This window comes from Telmatospirillum sp. J64-1 (assembly GCF_006980715.1).
GTDB classification, from domain to species: domain Bacteria; phylum Pseudomonadota; class Alphaproteobacteria; order Rhodospirillales; family Magnetospirillaceae; genus Oleiliquidispirillum; species Oleiliquidispirillum nitrogeniifigens.
Genome location: NZ_SBHN01000003.1, coordinates 209,881 through 232,298, shown reverse-complemented (window position 1 = coordinate 232,298; position 22,418 = coordinate 209,881). Strand labels below are relative to the sequence as shown.

22 protein-coding genes and 1 tRNA gene are annotated in these 22,418 nt (G+C 66.8%); 13 read left to right on the top strand and 10 right to left on the bottom strand.

What is annotated here, in order from left to right:
• Positions 1-2: 2 nt before the first annotated feature.
• From EPD66_RS04870 to EPD66_RS04860, 3 genes are read left to right on the top strand one after another with little or no spacing between them, the layout of a single operon-like run.
• A complete protein-coding gene (locus tag EPD66_RS04870) occupies positions 3-971 on the top strand; it encodes a homoserine kinase (RefSeq protein WP_142847348.1) in 969 nt (322 codons plus the stop codon).
• A complete protein-coding gene (gene rnhA, locus EPD66_RS04865) occupies positions 968-1,426 on the top strand; it encodes a ribonuclease HI (RefSeq protein WP_142847347.1) in 459 nt (152 codons plus the stop codon). The genes EPD66_RS04870 and rnhA overlap by 4 nt, the downstream gene beginning before the upstream one ends.
• Positions 1,427-1,455: 29 nt before the next feature.
• The gene (locus EPD66_RS04860; protein ID WP_142847346.1) at positions 1,456-1,962 is read left to right on the top strand and encodes a copper chaperone PCu(A)C; all 507 of its coding nucleotides are present in this window, start codon (positions 1,456-1,458) and stop codon (positions 1,960-1,962) included.
• Between the two features lie 317 nt (positions 1,963-2,279).
• Here EPD66_RS04860 and EPD66_RS04855 read toward each other — a convergent pair whose 3' ends face one another.
• Positions 2,280-3,059, bottom strand: coding sequence for a protein phosphatase CheZ (locus EPD66_RS04855; RefSeq protein ID WP_142847345.1), 780 nt, complete (start codon positions 3,057-3,059; stop codon positions 2,280-2,282).
• 300 nt (positions 3,060-3,359) lie between these two features.
• On the opposite strand from EPD66_RS04855, the gene EPD66_RS04850 reads away from it, so the two are divergent.
• Both EPD66_RS04850 and EPD66_RS04845 read left to right on the top strand, forming a co-directional pair.
• Entirely contained in the window at positions 3,360-4,346 is a 987-nt protein-coding gene (locus tag EPD66_RS04850; protein WP_142847344.1) for an endonuclease/exonuclease/phosphatase family protein, read from the top strand.
• A gap of 35 nt (positions 4,347-4,381) precedes the next feature.
• Complete coding sequence (locus EPD66_RS04845) at positions 4,382-5,392, top strand: ADP-ribosylglycohydrolase family protein (RefSeq protein WP_142847343.1); 1,011 nt, start codon at positions 4,382-4,384, stop codon at positions 5,390-5,392.
• 67 nt (positions 5,393-5,459) lie between these two features.
• On the opposite strand, the gene EPD66_RS04840 is transcribed toward EPD66_RS04845, so the two are convergent.
• The 6 genes from EPD66_RS04840 to EPD66_RS04815 form a co-directional block, all read right to left on the bottom strand.
• Positions 5,460-6,152: a pirin family protein gene (locus EPD66_RS04840; RefSeq protein WP_142847342.1), complete on the bottom strand. Its 693-nt coding sequence runs from the start codon at positions 6,150-6,152 to the stop codon at positions 5,460-5,462.
• Positions 6,153-6,300: 148 nt separating this feature from the next.
• Complete coding sequence (gene wrbA / locus EPD66_RS04835) at positions 6,301-6,900, bottom strand: NAD(P)H:quinone oxidoreductase (protein WP_142847341.1); 600 nt, start codon at positions 6,898-6,900, stop codon at positions 6,301-6,303.
• A gap of 195 nt (positions 6,901-7,095) precedes the next feature.
• Entirely contained in the window at positions 7,096-9,141 is a 2,046-nt protein-coding gene (locus EPD66_RS04830) for a hypothetical protein (protein ID WP_142847340.1), read from the bottom strand.
• Positions 9,138-11,915, bottom strand: a complete 2,778-nt coding sequence (locus tag EPD66_RS04825; RefSeq protein WP_142847339.1) for a DUF4159 domain-containing protein — start codon at positions 11,913-11,915, stop codon at positions 9,138-9,140. Before EPD66_RS04825 ends, EPD66_RS04830 begins: the two co-directional genes overlap by 4 nt.
• 41 nt (positions 11,916-11,956) lie before the next feature.
• Positions 11,957-12,880 (bottom strand): DUF58 domain-containing protein, encoded by a 924-nt coding sequence (locus EPD66_RS04820; RefSeq protein ID WP_370511862.1) that lies wholly within the window; start codon positions 12,878-12,880, stop codon positions 11,957-11,959.
• Positions 12,843-13,829 carry a MoxR family ATPase gene (locus EPD66_RS04815; RefSeq protein WP_142847338.1) on the bottom strand — a complete coding sequence of 329 codons (987 nt, stop codon included), beginning with the start codon at positions 13,827-13,829 and terminating at the stop codon, positions 12,843-12,845. The genes EPD66_RS04820 and EPD66_RS04815 overlap by 38 nt, the downstream gene beginning before the upstream one ends.
• A gap of 80 nt (positions 13,830-13,909) precedes the next feature.
• On the opposite strand from EPD66_RS04815, the gene EPD66_RS04810 reads away from it, so the two are divergent.
• The 6 genes from EPD66_RS04810 to EPD66_RS04785 all read left to right on the top strand — a co-directional run bounded on the left by EPD66_RS04810 (position 13,910) and on the right by EPD66_RS04785 (position 18,019).
• Positions 13,910-14,437, top strand: a complete 528-nt coding sequence (locus EPD66_RS04810; RefSeq protein ID WP_142847337.1) for a DUF1285 domain-containing protein — start codon at positions 13,910-13,912, stop codon at positions 14,435-14,437.
• Positions 14,438-14,514: 77 nt separating this feature from the next.
• On the top strand, positions 14,515-15,108 hold the full coding sequence (locus EPD66_RS04805) for a CoA pyrophosphatase (protein ID WP_255448368.1): 594 nt from the start codon (positions 14,515-14,517) through the stop codon (positions 15,106-15,108).
• Complete coding sequence (locus EPD66_RS04800; protein ID WP_142847335.1) at positions 15,093-15,407, top strand: hypothetical protein; 315 nt, start codon at positions 15,093-15,095, stop codon at positions 15,405-15,407. The genes EPD66_RS04805 and EPD66_RS04800 overlap by 16 nt, the downstream gene beginning before the upstream one ends.
• Positions 15,404-16,687 carry a CCA tRNA nucleotidyltransferase gene (locus tag EPD66_RS04795; RefSeq protein WP_142847334.1) on the top strand — a complete coding sequence of 428 codons (1,284 nt, stop codon included), beginning with the start codon at positions 15,404-15,406 and terminating at the stop codon, positions 16,685-16,687. Before EPD66_RS04800 ends, EPD66_RS04795 begins: the two co-directional genes overlap by 4 nt.
• A gap of 97 nt (positions 16,688-16,784) precedes the next feature.
• Positions 16,785-17,456 carry a dienelactone hydrolase family protein gene (locus tag EPD66_RS04790; RefSeq protein ID WP_142847333.1) on the top strand — a complete coding sequence of 224 codons (672 nt, stop codon included), beginning with the start codon at positions 16,785-16,787 and terminating at the stop codon, positions 17,454-17,456.
• Complete coding sequence (locus tag EPD66_RS04785; RefSeq protein ID WP_142847332.1) at positions 17,456-18,019, top strand: pyridoxamine 5'-phosphate oxidase family protein; 564 nt, start codon at positions 17,456-17,458, stop codon at positions 18,017-18,019. The genes EPD66_RS04790 and EPD66_RS04785 overlap by 1 nt, the downstream gene beginning before the upstream one ends.
• Positions 18,020-18,074: 55 nt before the next feature.
• On the opposite strand, the gene EPD66_RS04780 is transcribed toward EPD66_RS04785, so the two are convergent.
• Positions 18,075-18,151: transfer RNA gene (locus EPD66_RS04780), tRNA-Pro, on the bottom strand.
• Between the two features lie 60 nt (positions 18,152-18,211).
• Positions 18,212-19,225, bottom strand: coding sequence for a polyprenyl synthetase family protein (locus EPD66_RS04775; RefSeq protein WP_142847370.1), 1,014 nt, complete (start codon positions 19,223-19,225; stop codon positions 18,212-18,214).
• A 183-nt stretch (positions 19,226-19,408) separates the two neighbouring features.
• Between EPD66_RS04775 and EPD66_RS04770 the strand changes: the two genes are divergently transcribed.
• On the top strand, positions 19,409-20,140 hold the full coding sequence (locus EPD66_RS04770) for a tRNA1(Val) (adenine(37)-N6)-methyltransferase (protein ID WP_255448367.1): 732 nt from the start codon (positions 19,409-19,411) through the stop codon (positions 20,138-20,140).
• Between the two features lie 4 nt (positions 20,141-20,144).
• Complete coding sequence (locus EPD66_RS04765; RefSeq protein WP_142847330.1) at positions 20,145-20,987, top strand: S49 family peptidase; 843 nt, start codon at positions 20,145-20,147, stop codon at positions 20,985-20,987.
• A gap of 27 nt (positions 20,988-21,014) precedes the next feature.
• Here EPD66_RS04765 and EPD66_RS04760 read toward each other — a convergent pair whose 3' ends face one another.
• Complete coding sequence (locus EPD66_RS04760; RefSeq protein ID WP_185961253.1) at positions 21,015-22,349, bottom strand: globin-coupled sensor protein; 1,335 nt, start codon at positions 22,347-22,349, stop codon at positions 21,015-21,017.
• Positions 22,350-22,418 lie beyond the last annotated feature (69 nt).

Genomic DNA, 22,418 nt, shown 5'->3' with positions numbered 1-22,418 from the left:
CCATGGCCGTTTATACCGAAGTTTCCGACGAGGAATTGTTCGCCTTCGTCGCTCAGTACCAGATTGGCGAAGTCGTCTCCTGCAAGGGCATCGCCGAAGGGGTGGAGAATTCCAACTACCTGCTGCAGACCACCACCGGCAGCTTCATCCTGACGCTCTACGAGAAGCGCGTGCGGCGCGAGGATCTGCCCTTCTTCATCGGCCTGATGGAGCATCTGGCGGAAAACGGCCTGGCCTGTCCCACGCCGATCCATGGCCGCGACGGCGAATCCCTGCGCGAGCTTTGCGGCCGCCCGGCCTGCATCATCACCTTCCTGCAAGGCATGTCGCCCCGGCGCATCACTGCCGAACATTGCGGATTGCTGGGCGGGGCCATGGCCGAGATGCATTTGGCCGGCGCCGGTTTCCCCGGCACCAGGCCCAACAGCCTGTCGGTTTCCGGCTGGCGGCCGCTGTTCGAGGCCGAACAGGACCGCGCCGACGAGGTGCGTCCCGGCCTCGCCGCCGTCCTGCGCGAGGAACTGGACCTGCTGGAGGCGCAGTGGCCGACCGACCTGCCCAAGGGGGTCATCCATGCCGACTTGTTCCCCGACAACGTCTTCTTCCTGGGCAACCGGGTCTCGGGGATCATCGACTTCTATTTCGCCTGCACCGACTTCTTCGCCTATGATATCGCTATCTGCCTGAATGCCTGGTGCTTCGAGCCGGACGGCGCCTTCAATGCCACCAAGGCGCGGATGATGCTGAACGGCTATCGCCGCGTGCGTCCGATCACGACGGAGGAACTGGCGGCCTTGCCGCTGCTGGCGCGCGGCAGCGCCATGCGCTTCCTGCTGACCCGCCTTTATGACTGGCTGAACACGCCCGCCGGTGCCCTGGTCAAGCGCAAGGATCCGCTGGAATACCTGCACAAGCTGCGCTTCCACAGCGGCGTCACCAGCCCCGGCGCCTACGGCCTGGAAGCGGCATGAGCGAGTCCGCTTCGCCCGACGTGGTGGAACTCTTCACCGACGGCGCCTGTTCGGGCAATCCCGGCCCCGGCGGCTGGGGCGCGATCCTGCGCTTTCGCGGCGTCGAGAAGGAACTCTGCGGCGGGGAACCAGCGACCACCAACAACCGCATGGAGATGATGGCGGTCATCCAGGGGCTGTCCGCCCTGACCCGCCCCTGCAAGGTTGCCGTCTATACCGACAGCCAATATGTGCAGAAAGGCATTTCGGAATGGATCAAGGGCTGGAAGGCGCGGGGCTGGAAGACCGCCGACAAGAAGCCGGTGAAGAACGAGGATCTGTGGAAGGCCCTGGACGAGGCCGCCGCCCGTCATTCCATCACCTGGCACTGGGTCAAGGGCCATGCCGGTCATCCCGAGAATGAAAGAGCCGACGAACTGGCCCGCAAGGGCCTGAAGGAAGCAGCAGAAGCGTGATCCTGCGCTTTCCATTGGGGAGGGTATGAATGAAGACCATCTTGCTCGCCGCCGGTCTGGCCGTCGCGGCTTTTGTGCAGCCGGCCATGGCGGCGGAATTCACCGCCGGTTCCATCACGGTTTCCGAGCCCTGGGCACGGGCCACCCCGCCGACGGCGCGGGTGGGCGGCGGTTTCATGCAGATCGTCAATAACGGCGAACAACCCGACCGGCTGGTCGGCGCCAGCTCGCCCATCGCCCCCGATGTGGAACTGCATACCCATGTCCGGGAGGGCGAGGTCATGCGGATGCGTCCGGTCGATCACATCGACCTGCCGCCGGGCGAGACGGTCAGCATGCAGCCGGGAGGCCTGCATGTGATGTTCATCGGGCTGGAAAAGCCCCTGGTGCAGGATGAAGTCGTTCCGGTGACCCTGGAATTCGAACAGGCCGGAAGCCTGGAGATCCAGATGGAGGTGCGCGGCGTCGGTGCCATGCTGAGGGATGTCCCCGAGGGGCACCAGGGCGGCCACGGCCATCGCGGGCAGCATCACTGAGCGAGGGAAACTGGCACCTGGAGGAAGGGAAAAGCGCTTTTCCTCAGGCCGGAAAACTTGCGAAGAATTGTCCGAGCGCCAGCCCATGCTTCGAGACGGCCCTTTGGGCCTCCTCAGCATGAGGTTTATCTCTTTGAATAAAATATAAAATTAGCCTCACCCTGAGGAGCCGCGTCAGCGGCGTCTCGAAGGGTGAGGCGGACCCTCGGGCTCCGGGGCCCTACGAAATCAAAGGGATCAAAGGGCCTTTAGGCCCTTTGCGGGCTTGGGCGGAGCCCAAGAGATCCCTTGAAGCCAAGGCTTCTGCTTTCGCGTTCTCAGCCGAACAGCTTGTCGATCTCGTCCTGGCTGATGCCCTTGTTCTCGAGCTGCGGGCCGTTGAGCAGCTTGCTGTCGTCGTCTTCCGGCTTGTCTTCGACCGCCTGGGGAAGGTCGAGGAAGCCGTCGGCGCCCCAGATCTCGACCATGGCGTTGACCCGGTCCTCGATGTATTTCAGCGTGTTGACGACCTTGGTGATGCGCTGGCCGGTGATGTCCTGGAAGTTGCAGGCCTCGAAGATGGTCACCACATGCTCGACGATTTCCTCGGCCAGCTGCTGCGTGTGGCTGTCCTGGGCCTGCGAGCGGATGTTGTGGCTGAGGTTGTCGATCCTTTCCGACGCATCCAGGATGTTCTGGGTGGCGCGTTCGGTCGCGGTGACGATGGCGTCCAGTTCGAAGGTCACGGCCATCAGGCGGTCGTCGTCGCTATAGGACGGACGCAAGGCCGCGATTTCCTGCTTGGTCTGCTGGATGCAGACCGCCAGGGCCCGCAATTCGGTGCGCAGGAGCTGGACCTCGGCCTTCTTGCTTTCGAGCAGGCTGTCCGCCTCGCTCTGCTGCGCCTCTTCGGCCGGGATTTCGGGCTCGGGCGCCAGCATGCGCTCCAGCCGGGCGATATCCCCCTTCAAGCTGCCGATGGCGGCCAGGATTTCCGCTGTGCCGCCTTCCGTCATCCCCGCCGGCAAGCCCAAGGAGACCGAGGCGGCAGGTGCGTTTTTCATGCGCATCCGCTGGATTTCGGCGGTGAACAATTTCTTTTCCGTACCTGTGGTCATGGCCCCCCTCGTTCCACCCGAAACAACCGTCCCCTCCCCTGTGGGGGCGGCTGCCTACTACACATCAAGACTGATTTCCCCGATCGGCACAAACCGAATGGGAGCCCCTTCCCCAGCTTCGACCAATACACTATTGCCGCAAGCAGCCGCAACCGGCTTCTCTGTAGGGCTTTGCCCTTGGGATAAGGAGAAAGGAGGGCTTATACTTGAGTCGCCACCCGCAAGGGCTGAAAACGGGGGCATTGGCGAAAGGGGGCGGCGCCGCCATCTAAAGGGGCCGTCCATTGGGAGCCCGAAAGGATGAGCCTGACGTTGCGCATCGCCACCTTCAATCTGGAAAACCTCGACACCGAGCCAGAGGACGGCATCGATTTCGACGACCGCCTGAGGGTCCTGCGCCCGCAATTGCATCGCCTGCGCGCCGATCTCCTATGCCTGCAGGAGGTCAATGCCGAAGGCGGCAAGAAGGGGCCGCGTTCCCTGGCCGCCCTGGATGCCCTGGTCGAGGGCACGGAATATGCGGGCTACCACCGGGTCTGCATGGAAAGCAGCAGCGGCGGGAAGCCTGCAGACAGGCATAACCTAGTGCTGATGTCGCGTTTCCCCATCGAGAGCCATACCCAGGTCTGGCACGATCTGGTGGACCGCCCCCGTCATTGCTCGGTGACCAGTTCGGAGGGGGAGGACGGCATGGATGTGGAATGGGACCGTCCTTTCCTGCACAGCGTGGTGACATTGGAGACCGGACAGCGGCTGCATGTGCTGAACCTGCATCTGCGCGCCCCGCGCGCCTCCTTCCTGCCGGGCCAGAAGGGGCATGGGGTGTGGCAGAGCATCGGCGGCTGGGCCGAGGGATATTTCCTCGCCACCATCAAGGCCGCCGGACAGGCGCTGGAGGTCCGCCTGCTGCTCGACCGCCTGTTCGACGACGACCCGGAAGCCCTGGTCGTGGTCTGCGGCGACTTCAATGCGGAAGAGCGGGATCCGCCCTTGCGCATCATCTGCGGTGACGAGGAGGATGCCGCCAACGGCCATCTCGCCGGGCGGATCATGGTGCCGCTGGACCGCTCGCTGTCGGAGTCCCAGCGCTTTTCGGCGATCCATCTGGGCAGGCGCCAGATGCTGGACCATATCCTGGTGTCCCGCCCCCTGCTGGGCTGGTACCGGCATTGCGAGGTCCATAACGAGACATTGGGCGATGAACTGGTGTCGCCGGGCCTGATCCGGGGCTCTCCGGAAACCTATCATGCCCCCGTGGTGGCGGAGTTCGAGCCGCCGCGACGCTGATACCACAATCCTTCGGAAGGGGAGGAAGGCCGGCCATGACGAGCTTGAGCAAGGACCGCTTCGCGGGCTGCCTGATCGGGCAATGCGTGGGGGATGCGCTGGGCTTCCTGGTGGAAGGCCGGTCGCCCGAGGAATGCGCCGTCTATGCGCGTGACTGGGTGCGGACGCGCAGGCCGCCGCCGATGACGCGCGACGGCTTCGCGTTCGGGCAATATTCCGACGATTCCCAATTGGCGCGCGAATTGTTGATCAGCTATGCCGCCCTGGGCCGTTTCGATCCCGCGGACTATGCCCGGCGGATCGGCGCCCTGTTCGCCGAGGGCCGCGTGGTCGGCGAAGGCCGCACCACCGCCCAGGCGGCGCGGCGCCTGATCGAGGGGATGGCCTGGGACGAAGCCGGGGCGCCGCCGCCGGCCGCCGGCAATGGCAGCGCCATGCGGGCCGGGCCCATCGGCCTGATGCATGGCGAGGATACGGCTTCGCTGATCCGCAACGCCCACGACCAGGGGCGCATCACCCATGCCGACCCGCGCTGTTCGGCCGGGGCGGTGGTCATCGCCGGGGCCGTGGCGCTGGCGGCACGGGGCCGTCCGGTGGATGCGGGGTTCCTCGAACCCTTGCGCAACTGGGCCCAGCGTCTGGACCCGACCATGGCGGGCGGCCTGCGGCAGTTGCGCGGCGTGCTGGACCTGCCGCCGGGCCAGGCGGCCAAGGCCGTGTCGCAATTCGGCCTGCCGCCGGGGGTGGACAGCCGTTGGCGTGGCGGCATCTCGGCTTTCGTGGTGCCCAGCGTGCTCTGGGCGCTTTACGCCTTCCTGCGCAATCCGCGCGATTATGTGGAAACCATCGCCATCGCCATCGAAGGCGGCGGCGACACCGATTCGGTGGCCGCCATGGCCGGGGCCATTTCCGGCGCCCATCTCGGCCTTTCCGCCATTCCCACCGATTTCGTCCGCCGCCTCAACGACAAGGGGCAATGGGGCTACGAGTCGCTGATCGCCCTCGCGGAAAAATGCTGGCGTATCTCCGCACCCGCCGAGGCGTGAGGGCCGGGCATCCTTCGAGACGGCCCTAGTAGGTCGGTCTCGAAGGATGGAACGGGCCGGTCTGGCTTTACGGCAAATCCGCCAGGACCACTTCGGAATCCTCCAGCGCTTCGATGACGATGCTGTCCTCGTCCTCGATGGCCGCGCCGTCGCGGGGACCGAGTTCGGTGCCGTTAACGCGGATACGCCCGGTGGCGGCGACCAGATAGGCGCGGCGGCCCTTGATCGGATGCTCGAAGGTCTTGCCGGTGGCCAGGGTGCCGCCCAGGATCGCCGCGTCCTGATGGATGATCAGGGCGTCCTTATGCTCGGCGCGCCCGGACGCCAGCGGCACCAGACCCGAACCCGGCTCCTTGGGGAAGGAACGGGTTTCCCAGCGCGGCGCGTGGCCTGCGCGATCGGGGATGATCCAGATCTGGAAGAGCAGGGTGTCCTCGTCCTCGCGGTTGTATTCGGCATGCATGATGCCGGTACCCGCCGACATCACCTGCACGTCCCCGGCAATCGTGCGGCCCTTGTTGCCCAGCCCGTCCTCGTGGCTGACGGCGCCCCGGCGGACATAGGTGATGATCTCCATGTCGCGGTGCCCGTGGGGCGGGAAGCCCTTATGGGGCCGGACCTGGTCGTCGTTCCAGACCCGCAGCACCCCCCAACCCATGCGGTTGCGGTCGTAATAATCGGCGAAGCTGAAATGATAGCGGGCGTTCAGCCAGTCATTGGTGAAACGGCCCAGGCTTTCGAAGGGGCGGTGGTCGATCATGGTCTGTGTCCTTTCGGGGAAAGCGGGAGGGGATTTTTGGTCCGCCTTCGCCCCTCGAGACGCCGCTGAAGCGGCTCCTCAAGATGAGGCTGTTTCAACAGCTTGAACCTCATCCTGAGGAGGTCCGCAGGGCCGTCTCGAAGGAAGGTTAGCCCTTCAACTTGTCGGCGATGCGCGTCAGATGGGCGGCCTGGAAGCGCATCATGCGCAGCTCGGCCTCGCTCGGCTGGCGCGAACCGTCGCCGGCGGCCAGGGTGCTGGCGCCATAGGGGGTGCCGCCCGAAACCTCATCCAGATTGGTCAGGTCGGGTGTCGTGTAGGGCAGGCCGACCACCACCATGCCGTGATGCAGGAAGGTGGTATGCATCGAGGTCAGGGTGGTTTCCTGGCCGCCATGCTGGCTGGCGGTGCTGGTGAAGGCGCCGGCGGGCTTGCCGACCAGGGCACCCTTGGCCCACAGCCCACCCGTCTGGTCGAGGAAGTTGCGCATCTGCGCGGCCATGTTGCCGAAGCGCGTGGGCGAACCGATCAGGAAACCGTCGTAATCGGCCAGTTCATTGGGGCTGGCGATGGGGGCATCCTGGTCCAGCTTCATGTAGGATTGCTTGGCGACGTCTTCAGGCACCAGCTCGGGCACGCGCTTGAGCACGGCCTCGCCGCCGGCTTCCCGTACACCCTCGCAGGCAGCCTTGGCCATCTGCTCGATATGACCCCAGCCGCTGTAGTAAAGAACGAGAATTTTCGCCATCTGTGCGTCTCCACCATCGGATAAAAAATTCATGTGGAGCGAATATGAGCCTTCCGGCGCAAGGCACAAAGAGGCGGTCTGGAACTTAATTGTCTCTTAGTCGGAAACAATGGGCCGGGATCGGTTGAGCCGAGGCAGCATTCGGTGCCGGAGCGTAGGCAGTCGGGCTTAGAGAGTCCGGATCGGGGCGGCGTGTCACCGCCCCTCGCGCCACCATGTCAGGATCAGTCCGCCGAAGCCGAGCAGCAGGAGCAAGGCGGGCGGCAGCAGGGGCGTGTCGCGGATCGCCGTGACCATGTAATCGCCATTGGCGCGCAGGCCGATCCAGTTGCGGCCTACCGCGGCCCGCTCCGGCTGGACGCGGCGCAGGTCCGGCACGCCGTCGCTGATCCAGTGGATGCCGCCCCCGGTCGCCTGGACGACGGGATGAAGCTTCTCCTCGGTGGCGGCCAGTTCGGCCATTTCCTTGGAATTGATGCTGCCGGCGGCGGCGATGGCGGTGCGCTGGCCGTCATTGACGTGATAGAGGCCGGGCTGATCCACGCTCAGCACGCCTTCGGCCTGGCCGTCGCCATTCTCGGTCAGGGGAACCTGCCGCTCTTCCCCGTCGGGCAGCGTGACGGTGACATTGGCGGGATGGGGCGACAGGGAATGGCGGCGGATATGCAATTCCTCGCCGCGCAGTTCCGCCGTCAGGCGTTCCTCTTCCAGTTCCGGTTCCTTCATCAGCCAATGGGCGAGGCGGCGCAGCAATTCCGCTTGCGGGCCGCCGCCCTCGAAACCGCGCGCCCACAGCCAGATCGTATCCGAAAGCAATTGCGCCACCCGGCCTTCACCGACATGGTCGAGCAGCAGCAGGGGCTGGTTGTCGACCCCCGACAGTACCGCCATGCCGCCATTCTGGTAGACGCCCAACTGGCGCAGCCAGCTGCCCCATTGCGGTTCCTCGGCATCGGCGCCGGGCAGGCCGGCGGTGACGGGATGGCGCCGCCCCAGCTCGGTCACCAGGGGGCGGAACGGTTGGTTGTAGGTCTGGCCCGAGGGCTGGCCGGGCAGGACCGATTCCAGCGCCGTGTCGTAAAGCGTCAGGGGATCGGTATATTCCGGTCCCACCGCCATCAGCAGGGCGCCGCCCTGGCGAACATATTCGGCGATATTCACGAAGTAATCATAGGGCAGCACGCCCCGGCGGCGGTAGCGGTCGAAGATCACCAGATCGAATTCTTCCAGCTTTTCCTCGAACAACTCGCGTACCGGGAAGGAAATCAGGGCCAGTTCGGAAAGCGGCGTGCGGTCGTCCTTTTCCGGCGGGCGCAGAATGGTGAAATGCACCAGATCGACCGAAGGGTCGGCCTTCAGCAGGTTGCGCCAGGTGCGTTCTCCGGCATGGGGCTCGCCCGAGACCAGCAGCACGCGCAGCCGGTCGCGCACGCCGCTGATGGCGACGGCGGTGCGGTTGTTGACCAGCGATAATTCGCGCGGGCCTTCCTCGACCTCGAGCTCCACCACCGTCTGGCCGGCATGCTCGATGGGCACGGTGATCTCGTGACTCTGGTTCAGCGGCACCGGACGCGACTGAACGGGCGTGCCGTTGATGCTGATATCGACCAGGGCGCTGCCCTGGGGTGCCGGGTCCTCGACCCGCAGGGTCACCGTCACGTCGCGTCCGACCAGGCCGAAGCTGGGGGCGCGCTCGATCACCAGGCGGCGGTCGCCCTCGTCGCGTTCGCCGGTCAGCAGCACATGGACCGGGGCGCCGCCCGGCTGCTGGGGGATGTCGTGGACCTGGCCGTCGGTGATCAGGATGCTGCCCGCCAGGCGGCGGCGCGGCACGTCCGAGACGGCACGGTCCAAGGCCTCGAAGAGCAGGGTTCCCTGGTCGCCGGCCGAAGGTGGCAGATGCTCGATACGGACGTCCAGCCCGTCCAGGCGGCCTAGGCGCTGCTGCACGGCTTCCAAGGCCTCGGCGGATTGCTGCTGGCGGTTGCCGATGCGCTGGCTGGCGCTTTCATCCACCACCACCACGACCACGTCGTCCAATGCTTCGCGCTGCTCGGCCGCCAGGCGGGGATTGAGGGCGGCGATGACCAGCACGGCCAGCGGCAGCAGGCGAAGCCACGCACCCCGCGCGCGCCGGGCGATGCCCCACAGGGCGACCAGCAGGGCCAGCACCGCCAGGATGGCCAGAAGGGGTTCGGGCAGCAGCGGGTCGAAGGCGATATGCGGCATCCGCCAGTTCATTGGCCCAGCCTCTCCAGGATGATGGGGATGTGGACCTGATCTTCCTTGTAGTTCCCGGTCAGGGCGTGGATCACCAGATTGACGCCGAAGCGATAGGCCAGTTCACGCTGGCGCTCGCCGCCCGGGACGGTGGCGAACAAAGGCTGGCGGCGTTCGTCCCGCGCCCAGGCGGCCGCCCAGTCGTTGCCGCCGATGACCACCGGCGTGACGTTGTCGTTGCGTCCGCTCTCGCCGCTTTCCACCCAGATCGTGGCGCCGGTCCAGCGGCCCGGCATCTCGTCCATCAGGAAGAAGGTGCGGGTCAGGACATGGTCGTCGGGCAGGGGCTGCAAGGGGGGGATGGACAGGCCCTCGGTCAGGCGCTGCAAGGCGGCACCGGCGCTGGCGTCGCTGCCGGAGCCCATGGGGCCGCTGTCGAACAGGATCATGCCGCCATTGCGCAGGTAGTCGTTGATCCGCGCCTGGGCCTCGGGCGAGGGCGGCGGCTGGTCCTCGGTGACCGGCCAGTAGATGACCGGGAAGAACAGCAGCATGTCTCTTTCCACATCCACCGCCATGGGTTCGGCCAGCTCGGCCGAGCTGCGCTGATAAAGCACCTCGGTCAGGCCGTGGAGCCCGGCCTCGCTGATGCGGTCCACCTCGGGATTGCCTGTCAGGACATAGGCCAGCCGCGTTTCCAGGGCCGCCCTCAGGGCGAAGTCCATGTCGACCTCGGCCTCTTGCGCCTGGGCGGTGCCGGGCATGGCGGCAAGGATGGCGAGGGCCAGCAGCACGGCGCCCGCCCCGGCGGCGGCGCGGCGGCGGACGGTGGGCAGCAGGCCGCGCAGGGCCAGGGCGACGATGGTGTCGATGATGGCCAGGATCAGGGCGGCGCCGATCAGCCAGGGCTTCAGGTCGAGTTCGCGCGGGGCATCGGCATAGCCGCGGATGCCGACGCCGCGCGGTACCGTCAGGGCGGCGGTCTCGCCGATATGGGGGGCGAGGTTGAGGGCGCGGCGGGCCGAGGCGTCGCCGTACCAGCCGGGCGGATTGCGCGGTCCGGGCATGGTCTCGGCCAAGGCTTCGGGCCGCAGCGAGGTCACTGCGCCGCGCGCCGGCTGCAGCCGTCCGAAACCGTCCAGCAATTCGGCGGGCGGCAGGGCGTTCTGCGTCTGGGCGCCCGCCAGGCCCTGGGACAGGTCGACGATCCGGCGCAGCATGTCGACGAAGACGCCCGACAGCGGCAGGTCGCTCCACATGGCGTTGGGCGTGGTGTGGACCAGGATCACCCAGCCTTCGCCGCGCTGCATGGCGGTGACCAGCGGCGTGCCGTCGCTGAGGCGGGCCCAGGTGCGTTCGTTCAGGTCGATGGCGGGCTGGGCCAGCACCTGGCGTTCGACGCGTACATCCGCAGGGGCGGTCAGGCCCGCGAAGGGGCCGTAATCGGGGAAGGGGGCGAGGCCCAGGGGCTCGCTCCAGGACATCGCCCCGCCCAGCGAGCGCCCGCCGGCCCGCAGGCGCACCGGCAGCAGCGGGTCGTCGGCCTGTTCGGCATCGGCCAGCCGGGCGAGGTTGGGACCGGCGAAGCGCAGCAGCACGCCGCCGCCCTCGACCCAGCGGCCCAGCTCGGCGATGGTCGGCTGGGCCATCTGGCCGACATCGGCCAGGATCATCACCGACAATTCGCGGCTGAGCAGGTCGCGGATCTCGCCGCGCCGCAGGTCGGCATAGGGGGCCAGGGCCCGTTCCAGGTAATAGACGTCGCTGAGCAGCGGGGCGTCGGCCTGCTGCGGCAGGCCCGAGACGACGCCGACCGGGCGGCGGCGCCAGCGTTCGTCCAGCAGTGCCACGGAACCGGCCCCGGCCTCGTCCTCGATATCCAGGCGGACCACGCGGTTCCGCAATTCGGCGGGCAGGGATATATGGGCCGCCACCTGCGTTTCACCGGCGGGAATGGTCACGGCCTCGCGGCCGACGACGCGGCCGGAATCATCCACCGCGCGCAGATACAGCGTCTCTTCCGGCCCGGCGGCGGGGCGCCTGACGGTGGGAACCAGATCGCCGCCCTCGCGGACCGGCGGCAGGACGAGGCGGGCCAGCCCGCCGGGCGGTTCGGCCATGACCTCCAGCCCGCCGCCCAGGCGTTGCAAAGCGAGGGCGAAGCCCGAGGCGGCGCCGGGCGGACCGGCATCCACGCCGTCGCTCAGCCAGAAGGCGGAGACGCTGGAGGCGAGGGTCAGGCGGCCCAGCGCCTCGGTGGCGGCGGCGCGGTCGGCGGACCAGGGTTTGGGCGCCATGGCCTGGGCCAGCGGCCTTGCCTCGCGGGCGGGCAGGGGGCCGATGGCGTTGATCGGTCCGCCATCGGCGGGCGGCGCGGTGGGCAGCAGGATGACCGGCCGCGACTGGCGCTCGGCCCGGTCCATCAGGGCTTCCAGGGCGGCGCGGCGGGCGCTCCAGTTGCGGGCGGCGGCCCAGCCGTCATCCACCGCCACCAGCAGCGGTCCGTCGCCTGCAAGAGGGCGCGCACTGTTGATGACGGGATGGGCGGCGGCCAGGATGACCAATGCTGCCAGGAGCATGCGCATCAGCACGACCCAAAGCGGCGTGCGGGCGGCGACGTCCTCGCGCGGGTTCAGTCCGAACAGCAGGCGGATGGCCGGGAAGCTCTGGCGCTTGGGGCTGGGGGGCATGGCGCGCAGCAGCCACCACAGCATGGGCAGGGTCAGCAGCGCCGCAAGCACCCAGGGGGCGGCGAAGCTGAGCGCCGGCAGGGACAGGGCCGGAAGGCCGAACATGCTCTTTAAGCCTCACTCATCCGGGCGGTTGGCATCGGCTGTCACACCTCGCTCAAGACCGCATGCAGCGCCAACAGGGCCGCTTGCGGTGGTTGGTCCGTATGATGGAGGGTGAAGCTCCAGCCCAGGGTCCGGGCAATGGCACGCAAGCCTTCGCGGTGTCCGGCAAGACGCTTGGCATAGGCATCGCGGACATCCTCGACGCGGCGCACCAGCGTGTGGCCTTCCCCCTCCAAACCGGCGAAGCGGACCCGGCCGGAAAAGGGCAGGCTCTCCTCGGCCGGGTCGAGGACTTGCAGCAGATGGCCCTTCACGCCCCGCCCGGCAAGCCCGCGCAGGGCGGCGTCTACATCTTCAAGGGGAGAAAGAAAGTCTCCCAGCAACACCAATTGGGCATGGCGGGGCAGGTCCGTGCCCTTGGGCAGGCCGTCCTCCGAAGACGGCGCATCGCCCAGCGCCAGGGCGATGCGGGTCAGGGCGGTGCGCCCGGTGGAGGGCCGTTCGGGGCCACCCAGCAGGCCGATCCGCTCGCCCCCGCGCACCAGGAGCGAGCCCAGGGCCAGCAGCAGCAGATCCGCCCGCTCGCCCTTTTCCGGCAGGTCCGGATGGGACCGCCAGGCCATCGAGGGGGAGCGGTCGCGCCACAGCCAGACGCTTTGCGCCAGCGCCCATTCCGTCTCGCGCACGAAGATGGGGTCCGAACGCGCCGATTGGCGCCAGTCGATGCTCTGCACCGGATCGCCGGGCTGGTAGCGGCGGAACTGCCAGAAGGTTTCGCCTGGCCCGACGCGCCGCCGTCCATGGGTGCCCGCCGCCACCGTGGCCGCCACGCGCTCCGCCGCCACCAGCAGCGGCGGCAGGGTGGAGGCCTGGGCCTCGGCCCGGCTCAGCGTCCGGGCTTGTTCCTTGTGCTGCTCGGCCATGGCATCAGGACGCGAGGCGGTCGCACAGGGCGTCGATGACATCGGCGACGCGCACGCCCTCGGCGCGGGCCGAGAAGTTCAGCGCCATGCGATGCCGCAGGATCGGCTGGGCCAGCGCCACCACGTCGTCCACGGAAGGCGACAGGCGGCCGTCCAGCACCGCCCGCGCCCGGGCAGCCAGCATCAGCGCCTGGCTGGCGCGCGGCCCGGGACCCCAGGCGACATGACGGCGCACGATCTCGACCTCGCTGGTCTCGGGGCGTCCGGCGCGCACCAGGGACAGGATCGCCTCGACCACGCTGTCGCCTACCGGGATGCTGCGCACCAGGCGCTGGGCGGCCAGCAGGTCGGTGGCGGTCATCGCCTGGACCGGCTCGGCCTCCTCGGCGCCGGTGGTGGCAATCAGCATGCGGCGTTCGGCATCCTCGTCGGGATAGTCCACGTCCACCTGCATCAGGAAGCGGTCGAGCTGGGCTTCGGGCAGGGGATAGGTTCCTTCCTGCTCCAGCGGGTTCTGGGTCGCCAGGACGTGGAAGGGGCTAGGCAGGTCGTAGTAATGCCCGGCCACGCTGACCTTGCGTTCCTGCATGCTCTGCAGCAAGGCCGACTGGGTGCGCGGGCTGGCACGGTTGATCTCGTCGGCCATCAGCAGCTGGCAGAAGACCGGCCCCTTGATGAAGCGGAAGGAACGGGTGCCGTCGATCTCTTCCAGCACCTCCGAGCCGAGGATGTCGGCGGGCATCAGGTCGGGGGTGAACTGCACGCGTTTGTCGTCCAGCCCCATCACCGTGCCCAGGGTCTGCACCAGGCGGGTCTTCGCCAGGCCGGGCACGCCGATCAGCAGAACGTGACCGCCGGCAAGGAGCGTGGTAAGAGTTTCATCGATAACGCGCTGCTGGCCGAAAATGATGCGACCGATGCGCTCACGCACTTCGGCCAGGCGGGTGTTGAGACCTTCGATCTGGTTGACTACGTCAATATCGGTGGGCACGTCGTTCCCCCCATCGGAAGTGGATCGATTTGTGGAGGCAGGCGTCACATGATTTCTCCATGGCACCGCGGGTTGCTCGGATGACGAAGTCTTCGGCGAATACCCTCGTGCCTGGGAAAGCGCGTGAGGTTTGCGGTCCTCTCGATATGCGCATCGACCGGAATGGTACTTGGTTCTACCATGGTTCTCCGATCGGGCGCAAAGAGATGGTCTGTCTCTTCGCCTCGGTTCTGACCCGCCGCGAGGACGGTTCGTACTGGCTGGTGACTCCGGCCGAGGAGGGCCGGATCGAGGTGGAGGATGTTCCCTTTGCGGCGGTCGAAATGTTTACCTCCGGGTCGGGGCGCGAGCTGGTCGTCAGCTTCCGCACCAATGTTGACGAATGCGTCACCGTGGACGCCGACCATCCGCTCCGAATCGAAACCGAGCATGAAACCGGCGAGCCTTCTCCCTATGTTTTGGTGCGTGATGGTCTGGAAGCAAGGCTGACGCGGTCGGTCTACTATGAGTTGGTGGCAAAAGGCTTCGAAGAAAAGATAGGCGAGGACGTCCTGTACGGCATATGGAGCAAAGGAACCTTCTTTCCTCTGGGCAAGCTGGAGGACTAACCCCTTCGGCTATCGCCGAAAAACTGGCCCGCGGTTTCAGCCGTAGCGATCGTTCGGACGCCCGCAATGCCGCCGAATTGGCGCGCGATCCCCGAATCGCGGCCAGGATCGAGGCAACGGCGGAAGGCAGGTTGGTCTCCTCGATGGTGCCGCCGCCGCGCATGCAGATCCCGGCGGCGGTGCTGGTGCCGCTGGTGGCCCATGCGGACGGCTTGACCGTCCTGCTGACGCGGCGCACCGCCCATCTGGCCAAGCATGCCGGCCAGGTCAGCTTTCCCGGCGGACGGATCGAGGAGGAAGACGAGGACGCGGTCGCCGCCGCCTTGCGCGAGACGGAAGAGGAAGTGGGCCTGCCGCCCGACAAGGTGGAGATCCTGGGGCGGCTGGAGGATTACATCACCTCGACCGGTTTCCGGGTGACGCCGGTGGTCGGGCTGGTGACGCCGCCGCTGGGGCTGAACCCCGATCCCTTCGAGGTGGCCGAGGCCTTCGAGGTGCCGCTATCCTTCATCCTTGACCGCTCCAATCACCAGCGTTGTTCCCGTCTGGTGGAAGGGCGCGAGCGGCCTTTCTATGCCATGCCCTATCAAGGCCATTACATTTGGGGCGCCACGGCGGGTATGCTGATCAACCTCTGCGATGTTCTCGAGGACCGATGCGCTTCTTCCTGACCTATCTGCTGCCGCTTTTCCTGCCGACCCTCCTCTATCTTCTGTGGATCGTGCTGGTGAACAGGGGCAAGCCGCTGTCGGAGGTCCCCTGGACCTGGCTGGCCGCCGCCGGTGTCGCCTTCGCGCTGGTGATCACGATCGGCGTCACGATCATGGACCCGCAGCAGCGCGGCCCCGGCACGGCTTATGAACCGGCGCGGCTGGACGAGCAGGGGCGGGTCATCCCCGGCACCATCGAGCGCGACGGCACCGAGCGCGACCGCCTCTATGGACTGGGACGCGAGGGGCGGAGGGAATGACGGCCGCCATGACCGAGCCGGTCGGCCAGCTTGAGCCTCAAGCCTGGATGACCGCGCCGGAAACCCGGGCGGTGGTCGCCGCCCTGACGGCGGAAGGCGCCGAGGTGCGCTTCGTCGGCGGCTGCGTGCGCGACGCGGTGCTGAAGCGCCCCATCAAGGATATCGACATCGCCACCCACGATCCGCCGGAGCGGGTCATCGCCCTGCTGGAGAAGGCGGGCATCCACGCCATCCCCACCGGCATCGAGCACGGCACCGTGACCGCCGTGACCAATGGCATGCATTTCGAGGTCACGACGCTGCGCTGCGACGTCGAGACCTTCGGCCGCAAGGCCCGCGTCGCCTTCACCGACGATTGGGTGCAGGACGCCGCGCGGCGCGACCTGACCATCAACGCCCTGTTCTGCACCCCCACGGGCGAAATCTACGATCCCTTCGACGGACTGGCCGATCTGGGGGCCGGGCGCGTGCGCTTCGTCGGCAATCCGATGAAGCGCATCGAGGAAGACGTGCTGCGCCTCCTGCGCTTCTTCCGCTTCTTCGCCCATTACGGCCGTCCGCCGCTGGACCGCGAAGCCTTGCAGGCCTGCCGCCTGATGGCGCACCACCTGCCCAGCCTGTCGGGCGAGCGCATCTGCGGCGAGCTGATCAAGCTGCTGCTGGCCCCCGATCCGGTTTCCGTCCTGCTGGTGATGCAGGGCGAGAAGATCCTGCCCCACATCCTGCCTGAGGCGGCGGAATTCGGGCGGCTGCGTCAACTGGTCTTCCTGGAGAGGCGTGGCTTGGTGCTGGAGAGCGTCCGTCCCGATCCGATCCGCCGTCTCGCCTGCCTGGTCTCGACCAATGCCGAGGGGGCGGCGGCCATCGCCGCGCGCCTGCGCCTCTCCAATGCCCAGACCCGCCGCCTGATCGCCCTGGCGGCCCCGGTCCTGGTGCCCGACCCGGCGATGACGGCGGTCGAACGCCGCCGCGCCCTGCACCGCATCGGGGCGGAGGACTTCCGCGATCTCGCCCTGATCGCCTGGGCCGGACGGCGCGCCGTTTCCGACCGCCCCCGCGCGACCGAGGCGGATGCCTGGCGCAGCCTGCTGGAGGCGGCCGATGCCTGGCAGCCGGTGGAATTTCCCCTCAAGGGGCGGGATATCCTGGCGCTGGGCATTCCCCCCGGCCCGCGCGTCGGCGAGATGCTGGGCGCAATCGAACGCTGGTGGGAAGAAGGAGATTTCCGGGCCGGACGCGAGGACTGCCTGGCCCGCCTAAGAGAAATGGCCGGGTCCTAGGAAGGCTTTCCGCCTTTTCCATTCTTCCGAAAGGTAGTCTCGACGCCTTGCTTCTCTTGCGCCTACCATGGCTTCAAGACCAAGAAGGGAGCGAGCCATGGGCCATTTCATTACCCTGACCGCCGCAGACGGCCATCAATTCTCCGCATGGCGTGCGGCACCTAAGCATCGTCCGGCGCGGGCGGGGCTTGTGCTGGTGCAGGAGATTTTCGGCGTCAACGCCCATATCCGTTCGGTGGCCGAAGCCTTCGCCGCCAAGGATTTCGCCGTCATTGCCCCGGCCCTGTTCGACCGGGTGCGCCGCGACACGGAACTGGGCTACGAGGCCAAGGATATCGCCGAGGGGCGGGAATTGCGCGGGCGGCTGAACTGGGAGGATCCCCTGCGCGACATCGAGGCCGCGCGCCGGCAGATCGCCGCCGAAACCGCCAAGGTCGGCGTCGTCGGCTATTGCTGGGGCGGGTCTCTGTCCTTCCTCTCGGCCTGCCGCCTGGGTTTCGATGCCGCCGTCTGCTATTACGGCGCGCAGATCGCCGATTTCGCCGAGGAAAAGCCGAACTGCCCGGTGATGATGCATTTCGGCGAACGCGATTCCTCCATCCCGGCCGAGGCGCGGGACCGCATCCGCAAGGCCCAGCCCGATGCGGAAATTCACCTTTATGACGCAGGTCACGGCTTCAATTGCGATATGCGTACGGATTATCATCCGCAAAGCGCCGAACTCGCCATGGAGCGGACGCTGAATTTCTTTGAAAGGTATCTGCGCTGATGGGCCAGTTTCATCCGGAAATCACAGACGAACTGCGCGGCTTCATCGAGGCCCAACAGATCTATTTCATCGCTTCCGCACCGACGCAGGGGCGCATCAATGTCTCGCCGCGCGGGCTGGATAGCCTGCGCGTGCTCGATGGGCGGCGGGTGGCCTTGCTCGACCTGACCGGCAGCAGCAACGAGACGGCGGCCCATCTATTGGAAGATGGCCGCATCACGGTCATGTTCTGCGCCTTCTCGGGCGCGCCGCGTATCCTGCGCCTGTATGGCCGGGGCCGCAGCGTGCTGCCGCGTGATGAGGATTGGTCCGAACATTCGGCGCTCTTTCCCGCCTTGCCCGGCATCCGTCAGATCTTTCTCGTCGACGTGGACTCCGTGCAGACCTCCTGCGGCTTCGGCGTCCCGCTTTTCGATTATGTCGGCCAGCGCGACACGCTGCCGCGATGGGCGGAGAAGAAGGGCGCGGAAGGCGTCGAGGATTATTGGCGGGCCAAGAACCGCCGCAGCATCGACGGCCTGCCCACCGGCTTGTTGCCGGAGGAGGAAAAGGCCGAAGGCTGAGCCCTGCAGGGCATGAAAAAAGGCGCCGGATCATCGATCCGGCGCCTTTTTCGTCTGGTCGGAGTGAGAGGATTCGAACCTCCGGCCCCTGCCTCCCGAAGACAGTGCTCTACCAGGCTGAGCTACACTCCGTCAGCGGCGAGGCGTCCTTATAGCTCAAAGGCTGGAGCCCCGCAAAGGAAATTTTTGGGCTTAATAAGCCCGCTCGATACAAAAGTCGACGATGTCGATCATCGCCCGGCGAATGGCGGAATCCGGGAAGATGGAGAGGGCGTTGCGGGCCTCGTCGCCGTATTCGCGGGCGCGGGCGAGCGAGTCGTTGAGGCTGTCGTGGCGGGTCATCAATTCCATGGCGCGGGCCAGATCGTCCTCGTTCTGGTCCAGCGTTTCGAGGCAACGGCGCCAGAAGCTCCGTTCCTCTTCGGTGCCGCGGGCGAAGGCCAGGATGACGGGCAGGGTGATCTTGCCTTCGCGGAAGTCGTCGCCCACCGTCTTGCCTAATTCGGCCTGCTTGGCCGAATAGTCCAGCACGTCGTCCACCAGCTGGAACGCCACGCCCAGATTGCGGCCATAGGCTTCCAGCGCGGCTTCTTCCTCGGCCGGGCGGCCGGCGACGACGGCGCCGATGCGTGCGGCGGCGGCGAACAGCTCGGCGGTCTTCGAGCGGATCACCTCCAGATAGGCTTCCTCGGTGGTCGAGGTGTCGTTGGTGGTGATCAATTGAAGGACTTCGCCCTCGGCGATGATCGACGAGGCGCGGGACAGGATCGCCAGCACTTCCAGCGAGCCGTCCTCGACCATCAATTCGAAGGAGCGCGAGAACAGGAAGTCGCCGACCAGCACGCTGGCCTTGTTGCCCCAGACCGCATTGGCGCTGGCGAGGCCACGCCGCAGGTCGCTTTCGTCGACCACGTCGTCATGCAGCAGGGTGGCGGTATGGATGAATTCCACGCAGGCGGCCAGACGTACATGGCGGTCGTTCTGGATGCCGCACAGCTGGGCGGCGGCCAGGGTCAGCATGGGGCGCAGGCGTTTGCCGCCCGCCGCGATGATATGTCCGGCCAGTTCCGGAATCAGCGCCACGGGGCTATGCATGCGATCGACGATGGTTTGGTTGACCTTCTTCAGGTCGTCTTCCACCAGCGCCGTCAGCGCCTCGAGGCTCGCGGCCTTGCCTTCTTCCTGCCGACTAGCAACCACTGCCACCGTCACACCCACTTTCAAAGAACCTAGGCCTTACGGCCGGGTTCAGTTGCGTCAAGTACCGTCAAGTCTTAAAAGTCTCGCGGCGGCTAGGAAATTAGCCACAGACCGTTCCGGGGACAAGGGCGAATGCGGCAAGAAGACGGCATTAACGAAAATGCACTTCTCGGAGGCAGGCTGCGTCTGTTGCAACCCCGCCTTGGATATCGTGCCGCCATCGATCCGGTTTTTCTTGCCGCCGCCCTTCATTCCCAGCCTGGACAAAGGGTCCTGGACCTGGGCTGCGGCGTCGGGACGGCAGCCCTTTGCCTGCTCGCGCGCCTGCCGGAGAGCCAAGTGACGGGGCTGGAACTGCAGCCCGATCTCGCCGCCCTGGCGCGGGAGAACGCGGCGCTGAACGGCATGGGCAGCCGGTTCACGATCCTCCAGGGCGACCTGCGGGACCCTCCGGCAGGGCTGGAGGCGGGCGGTTTCGACCATGTGATGACCAATCCGCCCTTCGTCGCCGCCGGGCGGGCCCGGCCGTCGCCCAATGCCTGCAAGGCCACCGCCAATATGGAAGGCAGCGCCGACCTGAACGCCTGGACCGCGTTCTGCGCCCGCATGCTGAAACCCAAGGGCAGGCTGACGCTCATCCACCGCGCCGACCGGCTGGATGCGCTGCTGGCCTGCCTGCATGGGCTGAAGCTGGGCGAGGTGGCGGTCTTTCCCCTTTGGCCCAAGGCGGGGCGGGCGGCCAAGCGGGTGATCGTCACCGCCCGCAAAGGGGTCAATGGTCCCTCGACCCTGCTGCCGGGCCTCGTCCTGCATGACGAGGATGGACGTTATTCCGAGGCGGCCGAGGTTGTGCTGCGTCACGGCGGGGGGCTTGAGCCAATGGGTGGATTGGCAAAAAGCTCTCGCCCTCCTACTCTATAGAACCATGGCATTCGACACTCTTCTCGCGCGAGTCGGTCTGGGTAAGTCCCGCCCCCTCGTCAACGTTCTCCGCCTCGCCGGTCCCATCGGCCAGGTCGGAGCCTTCCGCAACGGCCTGACCCTGGCGAGCCTGGCCGGCCTGATCGAACAGGCTTTCCGTCCCAAAGACCTGAAGGCCGTCGCTCTGGCGATCAATTCGCCGGGCGGTTCGCCGGTGCAATCGGCCCTGATCCACCGCCGCATCCGCGCTCTGGCGAAGGAGAAAGGCGTTCCCGTCTTTTCCTTCTGCGAGGATGTCGCGGCCTCGGGCGGCTATTGGCTGGCTTGCGCGGGCGACGAGATCTATGCCGACGAAAGCTCGATCCTCGGCTCCATCGGCGTGATCTCCGCCGGTTTCGGCTTCCACGAAGCCATCGGGCGCATCGGGGTGGAGCGCCGGGTCTATACCCAGGGCACGCGCAAGGGCCTGCTCGATCCCTTCCGTCCGGAAGACCCGGACGACGTGGCGCGCATCGTTGCCCTGCAGGCCGATATCTTCGAAAGCTTCAAGGATCTGGTGCGGACGCGCCGCAACGGTCACCTCAAGGCGCCCGAGGAGGAATTGTTCACCGGCGACATCTGGGCCGGGAAACGGGCGCTGGAACTGGGGCTGATCGACGGGCTGGGGGATATGCGCAGCGTGATGCGCGAGCGTTTCGGCGACAAGGTGCGGCTGAACCTGATCGGCGAGCGCAAGGGCTGGCTGCGCCGCCGTTTCGGCATGACCGCCCCGGAGCCCGCGCAGATCGCCGCCGAGATGCTTTCGGCGGTCGAGGAACGGGCCTTGTGGGGGCGCTACGGGCTGTAGGCGGACGTCCCGCCTGCGGGCAGGGCGTCAATGACCGGCGACGGCTCCCAAGAAAGTGCGTACTTCCCGGCGCAGTGAGATGAACTCGTCGCTCAGGCGCTGGGATGCGGTGCGCGAGCGTTCGGTGGCGTCCGTATTCTCGTTGGCCGCGTTCATTACCTCGGCGATGCTGTCCTCGATGTCGCGGACGCCGATCGCCGCCTCGCTGACATTCCGGGCGATCTCCATGGTCGCGGTCCGCTGCTGTTCGATGGCCGTGGCGATCTCGGCCGAGACGGCGGCCATGCGTTCGATGGTTTGGCGGATGTTGTCCAGCGCCTGGGCCGAGACCCGTGTGGCCTGCTGGATCTCCTCCACCTGCTGGCCGATTTCCGTGGTGGCGCGGGTGGTCTGCTGGGCCAGGGACTTGACCTCGGCGGCGACCACGGCGAAGCCCTTGCCCGCCTCTCCGGCGCGGGCGGCTTCGATGGTGGCGTTCAGCGCCAGCAGATTGGTCTGGCTGGCGATGGCGCCGATCAGGTCCAGCACGCGCCCGATATTCTCGGCCGATCCCGTCAGGCCCGCGACCGCCTGATGGGTGGTCGCGGTCTGCGAAACCGCCAGGCTGGCGACATCGCGGGATTCGTCGACCCGCGTGCCGATCCGGGCGATGCAGGCGCTCAGTTCCTCGGCCGCCGAGGCGACGGCCTGGACATTCGAGGAGGATTGCTCCGAGCTTGCCGCCGCCGTGGTGGAGCGGCTGAGGGTGCGGGAAGCCGCATCGGCGACGCTGGTGATGCAGTGATCCATCTCGCCTGCGGCCAGCTGCAGGTTCTCCACGGCCTGGGCGATATTGGCGTCGAAGGTCTCGATCAGCCCTTCCATCTGCTCCTGGCGCTTGCGCCTCTCCGCGAAGACCGCTTCTTCATAGGCGGAAATCGCCAGTTCCATGTCCAGGAAGACGGCCTTGTTGATGGCCTCGATGACGCCCAGCTGCCGCTTGGGCTGGATCGGATAGGTCTCCCTCGCCAGGCGGACCAGCTTGTTCAGGATGAAGCAATAGCCGCCCATGTACCAGCGCGGCTCCAGTCCGATCTGCTTATGGGCGTGGCCGATGCGCAGGGCGCGCTGGAAATAGGCTTCGTCGAAATTTCCCGAGAAAAGCTGAAGCCAGTGTTCCTTCTGGGCTGCCTTCAGGCGTTCGATATTGTCTGGGCCGCCGATGATCTCGCGGGTTTCCGGCGTGTTCATCATGTGCTGGTAGAAAGCCATGATGATCTGGCCGAGATTCTTTTCGAGGGTTGGTTTGAAGAGCCGAAGAAAGGAGATGCAGCTTTCGTTGATCTGCAGGAAAGCGAGATGCGAAGGGCTGGTATTTTTCATGACCGGCTCTCTTTTGGCTTTGCTGTTCCCGTCAGCATGGCGCAAGGCTGGGGCGGGAGACATATATCG